Genomic DNA, 14,112 nt, shown 5'->3' with positions numbered 1-14,112 from the left:
CTACATCATCATCTTGATCTAACGGGGTGTCTTTTGTGCTTGCGTGCAAAAGGCTGAGAGGCTTGCCAACCCGAAGAACCTGATCCGGTTCATACCGGCGGAGGGATTAGACGGCTTAAGGCAAGCGGCTATTTCCCTTTTCGTTTTTTGAGGAGATACCCGTGCGCCGTCGTCTTTTCCTGAATTCCCTCGTTGCCGTTTCGTTGTTTCTGCCCGGTCTTGCCACTGCTCAGGACAGACAGGAACTGACCGTCTACACCTATGAAAGCTTCGTTTCCGAATGGGGTCCCGGCCCCAAGGTGAAAGAGGCCTTCGAGAAAGTGTGCGATTGCACGGTCAATTTCGTCGGTGTGGCGGATGGCGTGGCGCTGCTCAACCGCCTGAAGCTTGAAGGGGCGGCGTCGAAGGCGGATGTCGTTGTTGGTCTCGACACCAATCTGGTCGCGGAAGCGAAACAGACCGGCCTCTTCGATATCAGCGGTATCGATGCATCGGCGGCCAAGGTGCCGGGCGGTTACAAGGACGACATTTTCGTCCCTTACGACTACGGTCATTTCGCCGTTGTCTATGACACGCAGACGATAAAAAATCCGCCGACGAGCCTGAAGGATCTGGTGGACGGCGATCCTTCACAGAAAATCGCCATTCAGGACCCGCGCACCTCCACGCCGGGGCTTGGCCTGCTGCTCTGGGTGAAGTCCGTTTACGGCGACAAGGCACCGGAAGCCTGGGCGAAGCTCCGGAAGCGCATTCTCACCGTTACGCCGGGCTGGTCGGAATCCTATGGCCTTTTCACCAAGGGTGAGGTGCCGATGGTGCTCTCCTACACCACGTCGCCTGCCTATCACATGGTCTCGGAAAAGACGGATCGCTATCAGGCCGCGGGTTTTTCCGAGGGGCATTACATCCAGATCGAGGTTTCCGGCCTTCTCAAAAACGCGCCGCACAAGGAACTGGCGAAGCAGTTCCTCGCTTTCACGCTCACATCAGGATTTCAGGATGCCATTCCGGAAAACAACTGGATGATGCCGGTCGCGGCAACGTCCACGCCCCTGCCCGAGGCATTTTCCAAACTCGTCGTACCGCAGAAGACCTTCCTGATGGACCCGGAAGAGGTGGCGAAGAACCGCAAGGCCTGGATCGACGAATGGCTTGCGGCCATGAGCATGAACTGAGCAAGAGGCACGCCCGCGCATGATGCTGCGTCGCGACTACAGATGGTCGATCATTGGCGGAACGGCGGCGTTTGCCGCCGTTTTCCTGTTCATGGCGCTTGCTGTATCAGCACTCCTGTCTTTCGATGCCGGCACATCCGCCACCGGAATCGTGGATGCCTACACGCTGCGCATCCTGCGCTTCACGCTCTATCAGGCAACGTTGTCCACTGTTCTTTCCATTGTTCTCGGCCTGCCGGTGGCGCTTGCGCTCTCCCGCAGACAGGATTTTCCGGGGCGGATTTGGATTATCAGGTTGATGGCTGTGCCGATGGGGCTGCCGGTCATCGTCGGCGCCTTCGGCATCATCACGATCTGGGGCAGGCAGGGTGTTTTGAATACTGCCCTTGTTTTTGCCGGTGCGGAGCAGCCCTTCAGTATTTACGGCCTTTCCGGCATTCTCATCGCCCATGTGTTTTTCAATCTGCCGCTTGCGGTGCGGCTGATGCTGGCCGGGCTGGAGCGGATTCCGGGCGAATATTGGCGGATGGCGGCAAGTCTTGGCATGGGGCCGGTTTCGGTTTTCCGCTTCATCGAGTGGCCGGCCGTCTCGCGGCTTGTTCCCGGTATTGCCGGGCTTGTCTTCATGCTGTGCGCCACCAGCTTCACGCTAGTGCTTCTGCTGGGCGGTGGACCGGCGGCGACGACACTTGAGGTCGCAATCTATCAGGCGCTGCGGTTTGATTTCGATCCGCAAAGGGCAATCGCGCTTTCGGTTTTGCAGATTGCAGTCACAGCAGTTCTGCTCGGCCTTCTTGCCTTTTTGCCATCGCCCGAGGCGGAAATTGCCTCGCTTGGCCGCCCTGTTCGCCGTTTCGACGGCAAGCGCGTTGGCGCGCGCCTGTGGGACGGAGCGGCAATCATTTTTGCGGTTCTGCTGGTCGGCCTGCCGCTTGTTGCCATAACCGTCTCGGGTTTGGGGGCCGATCTGCCGCGTCTTTTGTCAGCGCCGATCTTCCTGCGTGCGGCGGCGACCAGCCTTGCAATCGCTGCGCTCTCCGCAACTCTCGTCGTGCTCTGCTGCTTTGCGATTATCGGTGCGCGACAGGCCGTGGGCTCCAGACGGCACGCGGCTCAGCCCTTGCGCCTTTTGTCCGCCACGCTCGGGGCGGGGTCATCGCTGGTGCTGCTGGTGCCGCCCGTCGTGCTGGGAAGCGGGTGGTTCCTGTTGCTGCGGCCCTTTGGAGATGTCAGTTTTTATGCTCCCGTTCTCGTGGCGCTCATCAACATGCTGATGGCGTTGCCGCTTGCCATGCGGGTGCTGGAGCCAGCCTTCACCAGCCATTTTTTACGCACGTCCCGGCTCTCCGCCAGCCTTGGGCTTCAGGGACTGACGCGGCTGCGGTTCGCCGATCTGCCGGTACTGCGGCGGCCGCTGCTGATGGCGTTTTCCTTTGCCATGGCTCTGTCGCTCGGTGATCTCGGGGCGGTCGCCCTGTTCGGATCGGAAAATTTCGTCACGTTGCCATGGCTGGTCTATAGCAATATGGGCAGCTACCGCACCAATGATGCCGCCGGATACGCGTTCATCCTTGGCGTCGTCTGCCTGCTGCTTGCCGCGGGCGGCGTTTCACGGCAATCCCAATCAGCAAGGGCGAGCATATGACGGGTGACGAATTTGCCGTGGGGTTGGACAAGGTCAGACTGCGGCTCGGAACGCAGGATTTCGATCTCGATTGTATATTCCCGCAAGGCCAGATGACTGCCGTCGTCGGTGCATCCGGTTCTGGCAAGTCGACGCTCCTCAATCTCATCGCTGGTTTTGAATTGCCCGATTCCGGGCGCGTCCTGATCGGCGGGCGGGACATGAAGGCGCTCGATCCTTCCGAACGACCGGTCTCCTCGATCTTCCAGGATAATAATCTTTTCGCCCATCTCGATATCTTCACCAATGTCGCGCTCGGCATCAGCCCCGGGCTGAAGCTGCGGGCGGAAGACAGGCAGAGGATCGACGTGGCGCTCGCACGCGTTGGTCTTGCGGGTTTTGACAAACGTTTGCCGGGCACGCTTTCCGGCGGGGAAAGGCAAAGGGCGGCGCTGGCGCGTGCGCTGGTCCGGAAAAAACCGGTCATGCTGCTGGACGAGCCTTTCGCGGCGCTAGATCCGGGGCTGCGGGCGGGCATGACCTCCCTGCTTCTCGACTTGCATGCCGAAACAAAAAATACGGCGATTATTGTTACGCACCATCCAGACGACATAAAAAAGCTGGCGCAGCGGGTGGTTTTTCTTGATCGTGGCCGCGTTGTCTATGCTGGCTCGACCACAGATTTCTTCGCCACACAAAATGTGAAGGCGGTCGACAGTTTTCTGAACGGCTGATCGCCTTATTTTCGACGCGTGCCGCTGGCAATCGCTTTAGATAACTTCAATGGCGTTAATTTGCACTTGCCAGTTTCAAGTCGTTGCCCGAGAAAAGACGAGAATTATTGCGTTCTTCAGGAATATTCCGGACTTGATGGATCGTTTTTACCGTTTCGACATTCATGGCTCGTTGGGGCGAATCTGTTATTCTGGTCTGCAATTAACGGATGATCAGGAACGTTAGGGGCAGGCATAGAGAATGAGAAATAGCATGACTGCGCAGTGGAGGCTTTTCTCCCGTTCAGGCCTTCGCCGTTCGGGCAGGATGGCTGCCGTGTGTTCCGTGCTGACGGCGTCTGCCGTATTCCTGTCATCTTGTCAGTCTCTCTTCAGCCCGGCCTACCAGTCCACCTTGCGACCTTCGGACAATCCGCAGACCGTGGAAGAGGTGCAGAAGAACGATCCCCGTGCGCAGATGGGCGCGCGCGAACATCCGCGTATTGTGGCGAGTTATGGTGGCGAATATCGTGATGCCAAGACGGAGCGGCTTGTCGCCCGTATCGCCGGCGCGCTGACGGCTGTTTCGGAAAATCCGCAGCAATCCTATCGCATCACCATCCTCAACTCGCCTGCTATCAACGCTTTTGCGCTGCCGGGTGGGTATCTTTACGTGACGCGCGGGCTTCTGGCTCTCGCCAACGATGCCTCGGAAGTGGCCGCCGTGCTTTCGCATGAGATGGGCCACGTTACCGCAAACCACGGCATCGAGCGCCAGCGCCGGGAAGAGGCGGAGGTGATTGCAAGCCGCGTGGTCGCCGAGGTTCTGTCGAGCGATCTCGCCGGCAAGCAGGCGCTTGCGCGCGGCAAGCTGCGGCTTGCGGCTTTTTCGCGCCAGCAGGAATTGCAGGCGGACGTGATTGGCGTGCGCATGTTGGGTGAGGCCGGCTACGACCCCTTCGCATCGCCGCGGTTTCTGGATTCCATGGCAGCCTATGCGCGTTTCTCCTCGGCTGATCCCGAAAATGACCAGAGCCTCGACTTTCTTTCCAGCCACCCAAACACGCCGCAGCGCATCGAGCTTGCACGCCGGCATGCCCGCGCCTTCGGTCAGGACGGTCAGGTCGGGGATCGTGGTCGCGACTGGTTTCTGGATGGCATAGACGGCCTGCTTTACGGCGACAGCCCGCAGGAGGGTTATGTCCGGGGCCAGACCTTCCTGCACGGAACGCTCGGTATCCGTTTCGATGTGCCGGAAGGTTTCGTCATCGACAACAAGGTGGAGGCCGTTCTTGCGACGGGGCCGGGCGATGTGGCGATCCGTTTCGACGGCGTGGCCGATCCGAAACAGACCACTCTTGCCAATTACCTTACCAGCGGCTGGGTTGCCGGCCTGATGCCGGAAACCGTGAAGGAAACGCAGATCAACGGTCTGGAGGCCGCGACAGCCCGTGCGACGGCGGACAAATGGGACTTTGACGTTACCGTCATCCGTGTCGGTCAGCAGATATTCCGCTTCCTGACGGCCGTGCCGAAGGGTAACACGCAGCTCGATTCCATCGCCAACGTGTTGCGCACGAGTTTCCGCAAGATGACGCCGCAGGAGATCGCATCGTTGAAACCTCTGCGCGTGCGCGTGGTGACGGTCAAGCCCGGTGAAACCGTGGCAACGATTGCCGCAAGGATGATGGGGACCGACCGCAAGCTCGACATGTTCCGCATGATGAATGCGATGAGCGCCACCGCCACGCTTCAGCCCGGCCAGCGGGTGAAGATCATTGCGGAGTAATTTGGCGGTCTCTCAGTTGCTGGTTTCCCGGCACAGATAAGCCTCAACGAGTGCGATCATTTCCCGTTTGATTTTGGGTGACTGCAATTGCCCACGTCGGGCGGCGTTGTGAATGATGCCGTCGATGGCGTCGGACACGATCAGTGCCATAGTCCCGCTTTCCGCCCTTGAGCCGGCCGTCATATGGGCATCAAGCGCTTCCGAATAAAGACCGAGATATTGTTTTTCGAAAGCGCTGTTGGGATCGTTCATTCCCTCATGGCTGGGTGCGTCATCCAGAAGGACCTTGTGAAGGCCGGGATGGATGCTGTGGACCACAATCATGCCGGTTACAAGTTCCTCCACGAATTGCGGGAGGGCGTTCCGCTGCTCGGCCACTCTTTTCATGACGACCAGACAGTCCTCGAGGTGGCGATGGCGCACTGCCTCCACAATCGAAATCTTGTCGGGGAAGTACTGGTACAACGAGCCGATGCTGACGCCGGCGGTTTCGGCGACCCTGTTGGTGGTGAAACCCGCCCATCCATGATCGCTCAAAATGCGAGCAGCTGCGTGGACGACGGCATCTACCGTGGCCTTCGAACGCTCCTGACGCGGCTCTTTGCGCATCGTGGTCTTGCGTTTGGCAATGCGAGTAGACAAGGCAGCCTCCATGACGAAAATATAAACATAGTGCTCACATTTTCCGGATGTAAAGGATATTGCCGTGAAAGATTTACTCAGGAGTTTGCTCGGCTATCACGCATGGGCGAACAGGGATTTGTTCGAGAAGCTGCAACAACTCGATCCCGGCCAAAACGCATCCGAACGGCATACCGCAATTCGGCTCATCAATCACTACTACGTGGTCGCAAGGATTTTTTCGGGCCATCTCACCGGAACGGCGCACGGCTTTCTCTCCGACAATACCGAGGCAACGCCGCAGCTGGATGATCTTGCGAAGGAGGTCGCGGCTCTGGATGGCTGGTATCTCGACTACATCGAGAAAACATCGCCGGAATCGCTTGGCGAATTTGTCGCTTTCACCTTTACGGACGGTGACAAAGGCTACATGTCCCGGGCCGAAATGGTTTCACATATGATCCTGCATGCAGGTATTCATCGAGGTGAGGTTGCGCGTATTTTGAGCCAGCTCTCCATCACGCCGCCCTGGGATACTTTTGCCGTTTTCCTGCACGGAACGCAGCCGCAACGGCGTTTGCAAGGCCTGTAATGCAAAAGCCACCCGCCCCGGTGCGGGGCAGGTGGCTTCCATAAAAGCGTGGCTTCAGGATTTTATTGCCACTCGCGCACATCGACGAAATGACCGGCGATGGCCGCCGCCGCTGCCATGGCGGGGGAGACGAGGTGGGTGCGGCTCTTGTAGCCCTGGCGGCCCTCGAAGTTGCGGTTCGAGGTGGAGGCGCAACGTTCGCCAGGCTTCAGGCGGTCGTCATTCATGGCAAGGCACATGGAGCAGCCCGGTTCGCGCCATTCGAAACCGGCTTCGAGGAAAATCTTGTCCAGACCTTCCTTTTCCGCCTGTTCCTTCACGAGACCGGAGCCGGGCACGATCATGGCCGAGACGGTGGGCGCGACCTTGCGGCCGTCGACGATCTTTGCCGCTGCGCGCAAATCCTCGATGCGGCCATTGGTGCAGGAGCCGATGAAAACGCGGTCGATGGCGATATCGGTGATGCGTGTACCGGGTTTCAAGCCCATATAGTCCAGCGCACGCCACTTTGAAGTACGCTTGTTTTCTTCCTCGATATCATCCGGATTGGGAACGATGCCCTCGACGGACGTCACGTCCTCAGGCGATGAGCCCCAGGAGACGATCGGCGGCAGATTGGCGGCGTCCAGCACCACGATCTTGTCGTAATGGGCGCCCTCATCGGATTTCAGCGTTTTCCAGTAGGCGATGGCCTGTTCCAACGTCTCGCCCTTTGGCGCGCGCGGCTTGTCCTTGATGTAGTCAAAGGTGGTCTCATCAGGCGCGATCAGACCTGCACGGGCGCCGCCCTCGATGGTCATGTTGCAAACCGTCATGCGGCCTTCCATGGAGAGCGAGCGGATTGCCTCACCGGCAAATTCAATCACATGGCCGGTGCCGCCCGCTGTGCCGATCTCGCCGATAATGGCGAGGATGATGTCCTTGGCGGTGACGCCTTCTGGAACCTTGCCATCGACACGCACCAGCATGTTCTTGGCCTTTTTCTGGATCAGCGTCTGGGTCGCCAGCACATGCTCCACTTCCGACGTGCCGATGCCGTGCGCCAGCGCGCCGAAAGCACCATGGGTGGAGGTGTGGCTGTCGCCGCAAACAATCGTCATGCCCGGCAGGGTGAAGCCCTGTTCCGGGCCAACGATGTGGACGATGCCCTGACGCTTGTCGCGCTCGGAATAATATTCGACACCGAAATCCTTGGCATTCTGCGCAAGCGCTTCCACCTGGATACGGCTTTCCTCGTTCTTGATGCCTTCCAGCCGGTCGGCTGTGGTTGGCACGTTATGATCGACGACGGCAAGCGTGCGGGTGGGCGAATGGACCGGACGGCCGGCGATGCGCAGGCCTTCAAAGGCCTGCGGGCTCGTCACCTCATGGACCAGGTGACGGTCGATATAGAGAAGACAGGTTCCGTCCGGGTCACGATTGACGACGTGGTCGTCCCAGATCTTGTCGTATAAGGTGCGGGGTGCGCTCATGGCTCTATGCCTTGTCATGGAAAGGTAAAATCAGGGTTCAGTAAGGCGGTGGACAGCGGGTGCTGTCAGGCGAGCCTAAGTCGGCTGTTGAGCGCCCCGGAAATGCGCGCAAAAAACCGTGCCGGCAGACGCTTGTGGTCCTGCAGCACATAAACATTCTGCGCGAGACATCCGAATTTAGATCCCATAGCGGTCTTCATAGCAGATTGCCGGTTTCGCGGCAATATGAATGCACGCAGACCGTAAAACGGTGACCCGGCGGCTTTGATGTGCGCCGCATCATGCACTCAGGGCTTTAAAATGCCGCTTTCGCAGCCTTTTCGGCATTGCTTATGATGCAATGCAACTTGCGTATCTTGCGGCGCACATATAGATGGGTCCCCTTATCATTTGCATTTCGACGAGCAATCGAAGGGAGGGAAAAGCACATGGTATCGGAAAAATCCCTAATCTCGAAGATCACCTGGCGGCTGATGCCGTTTCTTGGCCTTCTCTATCTCATCGCCTATATCGACCGGCAGAATGTCAGCTATGCCAAGCTGCAGATGGTCGATGCGCTGAGCCTCAGCGAATATGCCTACGGACTTGGCGCTTCGCTGTTCTTCATCGGCTATTTCCTCTTTGAGGTTCCGAGCAACCTTTTCCTCAACCGTTTCGGCGCCAGCAAATGGTTCGCCCGCATTCTGGTTTCCTGGGGTGCCGTCACCATCGCGCTTGCCTACACGCAGAATGCGACGATGTTCTACATCCTGCGCTTCCTGCTCGGGCTTTGCGAGGCCGGTTTCTTCCCGGGCGTGCTGTTCCTTATGACGCTGTGGTTCCCGCGCGATTATCGCGGCCGCATGATCGGCTTGTTCATGATCTTCAGTGCGCTTGCCAATGCCATCGGCGCACCGCTTGGCGGCATGCTGCTCGATCTCGATGGTTTCCTCGGTTATGCCGGCTGGGAATGGGTGTTCCTGGCGACGGGTATTCCCGCCGTGATCGCCGGTATCGTTACCTTCTTCTATCTGGACGATACGCCGGAAAAGGCGAAGTTCCTGACGCAGGCCGAGAAGGACTGGTTGAAGAACCGCCTGGCCGAAGAAAACAAGGGCATGGAAGAGCATGCGGAGGACGGCTTCAAGGCGCTGATCAATCCGCGCGTGCTGTTCATGGCGCTTTGCTATGTCGGCTTTCCGCTGGCGGCCTATGGTCTCAGCTACTGGCTGCCGACGATCGTAAAGAGCTTCGGCGTTTCCAACACCGCCAACGGCTTCATCAACATCATCCCCTGGGTGATCGTGGCCGTCGCTCTCTTCGTCGTGCCCCTGGCGGCTGACAAGGCAAAAAACAAAACGCCTTATATCGTCGGACCTGCCTTCGTCGGCGCGTTTTGCCTGCTGATGTCGGCGCTGCTCAGCGATCCGGTATTGCAGTTCGCCTTCCTTTGCATCGCCGCTGCGGGCATTTTTGCCGGCCAGCCGGTGTTCTGGAGCCTGCCCGGCCGCTTCCTCAAGGGAGCCGGTGCCGCTGCCGGCATCGCCGCCATCAATTCCGTCGGCAATCTCGGTGGTTTCGTGGCGCAGAACGTGGTGCCCTGGATCAAGGACCAGACCGGCAGCACCATTGCGCCGATGTTCTTCCTTGCCTTCTGCCTTGCGCTGGCAGGTGTGCTCGTCATCATCGCGGCGAGAAAAATGGGCAATCAGGCCGAGGCCGCCTGATCTGCAAGATTGCGAAGCGCAGGTATAATTTCCGAACCGCCGCATATGTAAAAAATCATGGCCCGGATATGTCCGGGCCATGATCCATTTAACGGTAACCGATGAAATTCTCTTCGAGAGAAATTACGCCGTGAACCAATCGCTGCCGGTCAGGTGAACGCCGGAGAGAATGATCTTCTCACCCTTGTGCTCGCCAGTAACGTTGTAGCTGAGGACGGTATCGTTATCAAAGGTCGAAACCGCCCAGTTATCGATCACTGTACCGACCAGCTTGAGCTTGTCCATGGAGGCGTTGAAGCCTTCGATGGTATCTGTGGCAAAGCTCTTCGCCATGTCACCCAGATTGAAGACGAAGGTATCGGCGCCACCGCTTGCGATGATGTGGTCGATGCCCTTGCCACCGGTGACCAGCGACGAAGCGAGCTTTACACCGCTCAGGTCGATAGAGTCGTTACCCGCACCGGCATCGATTTTGACGGAGGTGTAGCTGCCGTCGGTGACACCAGCACCACCATTCACAGCGCCGGTATTGGCGGCAAGACCGCCCGTGCCCGCAGCCGACGTGTCATTGAAGGCAGCGCCGGCCTTGACGGTGATCGTGTCGTTGCCTGCGCCGGTGTCGATGTTGAAATTGTTGACCCAGGTCTTTTCGTTCGAAACGACAGATACGGTAACCGTGTCGTTGCCTGCGCCGGTCGTGATGTTACCGCGCTTGGCATTGAGAACTTCAACGGTGGACGAACCGGTGCCGCCGAGGTGAACGTCTACCTGTACAAAATCCTTGAACTTAAGGTTTTCAGAGGTGTCAGACTGGGCGAGAGCGTTCTTCACCGAATTCCATGCCGAGGATACGTCAAATGTGAAGCCGTTTGCGTTGGGGTCGTAGCCGACATCGACAGTGCCACCAGCACCGGTACCGGCAACCGCCACAGCGCCAACGCTGACAGCGCCTGAATCGAGCGTAGAGCCGTTTTTGACCTGTGCTGTGGATTCCGTGAGGAGCTTATATGCTTCCTGATCGATCAGGCTGGTGAGTGACGAAACCGATGCCGCGCCGCCATTACCAAAAGTTACTTTTAACGCCATTTTACTCTCCTATAAATTTTTGAGAATTCGATGTATCGAAATTAAATTTAATAAATATTGCGGGTGATAATTAGTACATTATAAATGGCAAGACAATATGAGAAATTGTTTTTTTTGGAAAAATTCTCGCTCTTGGTGTATTTGCGAATCGTTTCTAAGAAAACATGTAATGAAAGTCTTTTATTCCTGCAGGAACGTCTTTCTAAGCCTGTCCTGGAACGGTTTGACAAAATAGGAAAGAACGCTTCTTTCGCTTGTCTGTATGAAGACTTCGGCCGGCATGCCCGGATACAACCGTCCACCTGGTATATGGTCCATTCCAGTTTTGCTCGGCTTGATGCGCAGTGCGTAAAATGACGCACCGCTTCGGGAATCTGTCTGCAAGTCCGGGGCGACGACTGCGACTTCAGCGCTTACATCCGGCGTCGTGCTCTGATTGAAAGCCGTGAAGCGAATGGTCACTGGCTGCCCGACATAGATCTGGTCTATGTCGTTTGGAAGAACATTGGCGTCGATTGCAAGATCTTCCTTTGCCGGCACCACCAGCATAAGCACTTCGCCCGGCTGGATGACGCCGTTTATGTTGTGCACCGACAGCTGGTAGATACGCCCCGCAATCGGCGAGCGAATATCGAGGCGGTCGAGCTGGTCGCGTGTTGCCGCAAGCCGTTCCTCGTATTCCGCAACGGTGGCTTCGATTGACGTCAGATCTTTTGTGACCTCGGACTTGCGGTCCTCGTCAAGCTGAAGCGACTGCAAGTCCATTTCGCTCAGCTTGCCTACCGTCTGCGCACGCGCGGCCATATACTGGCCCTGTTGACCTTCGAGATTGGAAAGCTGCCGCTTGAGAAGGTTGAGGCGCTGAAGCGTTACCAGCCCCTTTGCATATAGCTCCCGTGTCTTTGAGACGTCTTCCCTTACGATAGCAAGTTCATTGTTGGTCGCCTCAATCTGCACGTCCATGCCCCGCGCTTCATCGGCTAGCTGATCCTTGCGCGTTACCAATTGCTTCTTCATGCCAATCAGTGCACTGCGACGGCTGTTGAAAAGGTTCTGCTCACTGTCGATGAATGTTTTGGCAGCTTTCGAATTGGTCAAGACGGCCAGATCTTCCGGCGTTGTGAAAGAGGTGGCGTCGGAGATTTCGGCACGCAGACGCGCGCGGCGTGCATAAAGCTGCGCGAGCGTATTTTCGACAATGGACAGGTTTGCCTGAACGATCGTGCCACTCAGCCGCAGCAAAACCTGACCGGCCTCCACCGTGTCACCTTCCGCAACATTGATCTGGCTGACGATACCGCCGGAAAGGTGTTGAATTTTCTTGGAGTTGCCTTCGACAACGACCCGGCCCGTGGCGACGACCGCCCCCGAAAGCTTCGCGAGAGCCGCCCAGCCACCCAGGCCGAAAAGAAGGCCGGCAGCAAGAACGACTACGGCGGTTGAGTGTTTGACGATAGATGTTTTCGTCACGCCGGTTTTTTCTCCCTCAACCATTTTCACCCACCCGGCTTTCCAGCTTACGTACTTCTTCTTCTGTTTCCGGCACCTGGCGAATATTTTGACGCAGGATTTGCGCAAGCACCTCTTCCTTGGTGCCGAAGCGAAGCATGCGGCCGTTGCTCATCACCATCACAAGATTGACGCTTTCGATAGCGCTCGGACGATGGGCAATGACGACCACGATGCCGCCCCGCGCCCTTATGTCGCCAATGGCGTTGCGCAAGGCTGCCTCGCCTTCGCTGTCCAGATTGGAGTTCGGCTCATCGAGGATGACAAAGAATGGCTCACCGAAAAGTGCCCGCGCTAGGCCGATGCGCTGTTTTTGTCCGCCTGACAATGCCTCTCCACGGTCGCCGATATAGGTGTCGTAACCGTTGGGCAGGTTCAGGATGAGATCATGAACCTGAGCGGCCTTGGCTGCCGCAACGATGGCTTCCGCCGTTGCGTCACGGTCGAAGCGCGCGATATTTTGCGCGACCGTGCCTGGCATCAGCTCCACCTGCTGGGGCATGTAACCGATGGATTTACCGAGAACCTCGAAGTCCCACTGGTTCAGTGCGGCCCCATCGAAGCGCACGGAGCCGCGCTCATAGGGCCAGATACCGGTTATCAAACGCGCCAGCGTGGATTTACCGGAAGCGCTTGGCCCTATGATGCCAAGGCCATCGCCCGCGTTCAACGTGAAGGAAATATCGGCCACGGTATCTCGCGCGCCATTGGGCGGACCGCCGGTCACGCGATCGATGGCAACGGTATATTTCGGTGGCGGCAGGGAAAGCGGCTGTGCGGGTTCCGGTACGAGTTCGAGAAACTCGTTGATGCGTTTCCAGCCCTGTCGCGCAGTCATGAAGCTGCGCCAGTTTGCAATTGCGTGTTCGACAGGGCCCAGCGCTTTGGCCGAGAGTATGGAGCCTGCGATGATGCTACCCGCTGACGCATGCCCCTCGATAACCAGCAGGGCGCCGATTGCCATCACACCCGACTGTAACAAAAGGCGGAATGTTCGGGAAATCGCGGCGAGCATGCCCGCCGTGTCCGACGTCGAGAGTGTGACGGCGCGGTAATTGGAGTGCAGATCGTCCCACATCGACGTCACCGCATTCATCATGCCCATGGTTCTTATGGACTCGATGTTGCGCTGGCTGCTGCCGACGAGTGCATTTCTCTGTCCGCGCACGGTGTAGGCCTGTTTGGTCGCCCTTTCGGTCAGCCAGTTGGTTATGAGCGTCAGCACGACAAGGACCAAGGCGCCGCCAAGCACGGCAAAACCGATCCAGGGATGCAAGGCAAAACAGATCAGCAGATAGATGGGCAGCCAGGGAATATCAAAGAAAGCTGCTGGTCCCGGCCCGGACAGGAATTGACGTATCTGATCGAGATCGCCGACGATCTGCAGCCCGTCTACCTTGCCGTAGGCGGCAAGTGGTGCGCTGATTGATGCCCTGAAGAGCTTCTGATTGAGCTCGTCGTCCATATTGTCCGAGATGCGAGCCAATATCCGGCCGCGCAGAGCATCGAACCCCACAAGAAAGGCATAGAGAATAACCAGCAGAACAACGAGAGCGACCAGAGAAGGAATACTCTTGCTCGGCAGAATCCGGTCATAAACCTCCAGCATGAAAAGGGAGCCGGAAAGGTTGAGAATATTCATGAGTGCGCTGGCAAGGCCGACAGCGAAGAAAGCGCGCTTATTTTTTGTTAAAAAAGAATTAAAAAAAAACATATCAACACCTAAAACTGCGCGAAAATTGCACAATAAGTGAAACTAGGCAATGCTATTAGAGAATGTTCTAAATAAATTAGGCAAAGAGATAAGTAGCAATACGACTTTGAT

General features: G+C 57.4%; 11 protein-coding genes and 1 riboswitch. Of the genes, 6 read left to right on the top strand and 5 right to left on the bottom strand.

All coding sequences use genetic code 11. From position 1 onward, the window contains the following. Nucleotides 1-12 precede the first annotated feature (12 nt). Nucleotides 13-123, top strand: a riboswitch (TPP riboswitch). A gap of 38 nt (nucleotides 124-161) precedes the next feature. From thiB to ACQZ45_RS16860, 4 genes are all read left to right on the top strand, one after another. Beyond that, the gene (thiB, locus tag ACQZ45_RS16875) at nucleotides 162-1,175 is read left to right on the top strand and encodes a thiamine ABC transporter substrate binding subunit (RefSeq protein WP_003516576.1); all 1,014 of its coding nucleotides are present in this window, start codon (nucleotides 162-164) and stop codon (nucleotides 1,173-1,175) included. 19 nt (nucleotides 1,176-1,194) lie between these two features. Continuing rightward, entirely contained in the window at nucleotides 1,195-2,820 is a 1,626-nt protein-coding gene (thiP, locus tag ACQZ45_RS16870; RefSeq protein ID WP_003516578.1) for a thiamine/thiamine pyrophosphate ABC transporter permease ThiP, read from the top strand. Next, nucleotides 2,817-3,533, top strand: coding sequence for a thiamine ABC transporter ATP-binding protein (locus tag ACQZ45_RS16865; protein ID WP_333703949.1), 717 nt, complete (start codon nucleotides 2,817-2,819; stop codon nucleotides 3,531-3,533). Before thiP ends, ACQZ45_RS16865 begins: the two co-directional genes overlap by 4 nt. Before the next feature lie 307 nt (nucleotides 3,534-3,840). After that, a complete protein-coding gene (locus tag ACQZ45_RS16860) occupies nucleotides 3,841-5,301 on the top strand; it encodes a M48 family metalloprotease (RefSeq protein ID WP_025594597.1) in 1,461 nt (486 codons plus the stop codon). 12 nt (nucleotides 5,302-5,313) lie between these two features. Here ACQZ45_RS16860 and ACQZ45_RS16855 read toward each other — a convergent pair whose 3' ends face one another. Further along, the gene (locus tag ACQZ45_RS16855) at nucleotides 5,314-5,910 is read right to left on the bottom strand and encodes a TetR/AcrR family transcriptional regulator (protein ID WP_113291880.1); all 597 of its coding nucleotides are present in this window, start codon (nucleotides 5,908-5,910) and stop codon (nucleotides 5,314-5,316) included. A gap of 97 nt (nucleotides 5,911-6,007) precedes the next feature. On the opposite strand from ACQZ45_RS16855, the gene ACQZ45_RS16850 reads away from it, so the two are divergent. Then, a complete protein-coding gene (locus ACQZ45_RS16850) occupies nucleotides 6,008-6,514 on the top strand; it encodes a DinB family protein (RefSeq protein WP_111802469.1) in 507 nt (168 codons plus the stop codon). A 62-nt stretch (nucleotides 6,515-6,576) separates the two neighbouring features. Here the strand turns inward: ACQZ45_RS16850 and leuC are convergent, their stop codons facing one another. After that, nucleotides 6,577-7,986: a 3-isopropylmalate dehydratase large subunit gene (gene leuC / locus ACQZ45_RS16845; RefSeq protein ID WP_003516597.1), complete on the bottom strand. Its 1,410-nt coding sequence runs from the start codon at nucleotides 7,984-7,986 to the stop codon at nucleotides 6,577-6,579. A 428-nt stretch (nucleotides 7,987-8,414) separates the two neighbouring features. On the opposite strand from leuC, the gene ACQZ45_RS16840 reads away from it, so the two are divergent. Further along, nucleotides 8,415-9,692, top strand: coding sequence for an MFS transporter (locus tag ACQZ45_RS16840; protein WP_003516599.1), 1,278 nt, complete (start codon nucleotides 8,415-8,417; stop codon nucleotides 9,690-9,692). Between the two features lie 123 nt (nucleotides 9,693-9,815). Here ACQZ45_RS16840 and ACQZ45_RS16835 read toward each other — a convergent pair whose 3' ends face one another. The 3 genes from ACQZ45_RS16835 to ACQZ45_RS16825 all read right to left on the bottom strand — a co-directional run bounded on the left by ACQZ45_RS16835 (nucleotide 9,816) and on the right by ACQZ45_RS16825 (nucleotide 14,001). Beyond that, the gene (locus tag ACQZ45_RS16835; protein WP_003516601.1) at nucleotides 9,816-10,778 is read right to left on the bottom strand and encodes a hypothetical protein; all 963 of its coding nucleotides are present in this window, start codon (nucleotides 10,776-10,778) and stop codon (nucleotides 9,816-9,818) included. Between the two features lie 180 nt (nucleotides 10,779-10,958). Then, a complete protein-coding gene (locus ACQZ45_RS16830; RefSeq protein ID WP_019566021.1) occupies nucleotides 10,959-12,272 on the bottom strand; it encodes an HlyD family type I secretion periplasmic adaptor subunit in 1,314 nt (437 codons plus the stop codon). Beyond that, the gene (locus ACQZ45_RS16825; RefSeq protein ID WP_113291843.1) at nucleotides 12,265-14,001 is read right to left on the bottom strand and encodes a type I secretion system permease/ATPase; all 1,737 of its coding nucleotides are present in this window, start codon (nucleotides 13,999-14,001) and stop codon (nucleotides 12,265-12,267) included. Before ACQZ45_RS16825 ends, ACQZ45_RS16830 begins: the two co-directional genes overlap by 8 nt. Nucleotides 14,002-14,112: the final 111 nt, after the last annotated feature.

This window comes from Agrobacterium sp. 16-2014-1-2a, assembly GCF_053522705.1.
The sequence above is the reverse complement of the archived record's forward strand: the minus strand, read 5'-3'. Positions and strand labels throughout refer to the sequence as shown.

Bases quoted from the DNA above. Each gene is read 5' to 3' on its own strand.
- thiP (WP_003516578.1), top strand. From the start codon at position 1,195: ATGATGCTGCGTCGCGACTACAGATGGTCGATCATTGGCGGAACGGCG.
- ACQZ45_RS16865 (WP_333703949.1), top strand. From the start codon at position 2,817: ATGACGGGTGACGAATTTGCCGTGGGGTTGGACAAGGTCAGACTGCGG.
- ACQZ45_RS16860 (WP_025594597.1), top strand. From the start codon at position 3,841: ATGGCTGCCGTGTGTTCCGTGCTGACGGCGTCTGCCGTATTCCTGTCA.
- ACQZ45_RS16855 (WP_113291880.1), bottom strand. From the start codon at position 5,910: ATGCGCAAAGAGCCGCGTCAGGAGCGTTCGAAGGCCACGGTAGATGCC.
- leuC (WP_003516597.1), bottom strand. From the start codon at position 7,986: ATGAGCGCACCCCGCACCTTATACGACAAGATCTGGGACGACCACGTC.
- ACQZ45_RS16840 (WP_003516599.1), top strand. From the start codon at position 8,415: ATGGTATCGGAAAAATCCCTAATCTCGAAGATCACCTGGCGGCTGATG.
- ACQZ45_RS16835 (WP_003516601.1), bottom strand. From the start codon at position 10,778: ATGGCGTTAAAAGTAACTTTTGGTAATGGCGGCGCGGCATCGGTTTCG.
- ACQZ45_RS16830 (WP_019566021.1), bottom strand. From the start codon at position 12,272: ATGGTTGAGGGAGAAAAAACCGGCGTGACGAAAACATCTATCGTCAAA.
- ACQZ45_RS16825 (WP_113291843.1), bottom strand. From the start codon at position 14,001: ATGTTTTTTTTTAATTCTTTTTTAACAAAAAATAAGCGCGCTTTCTTC.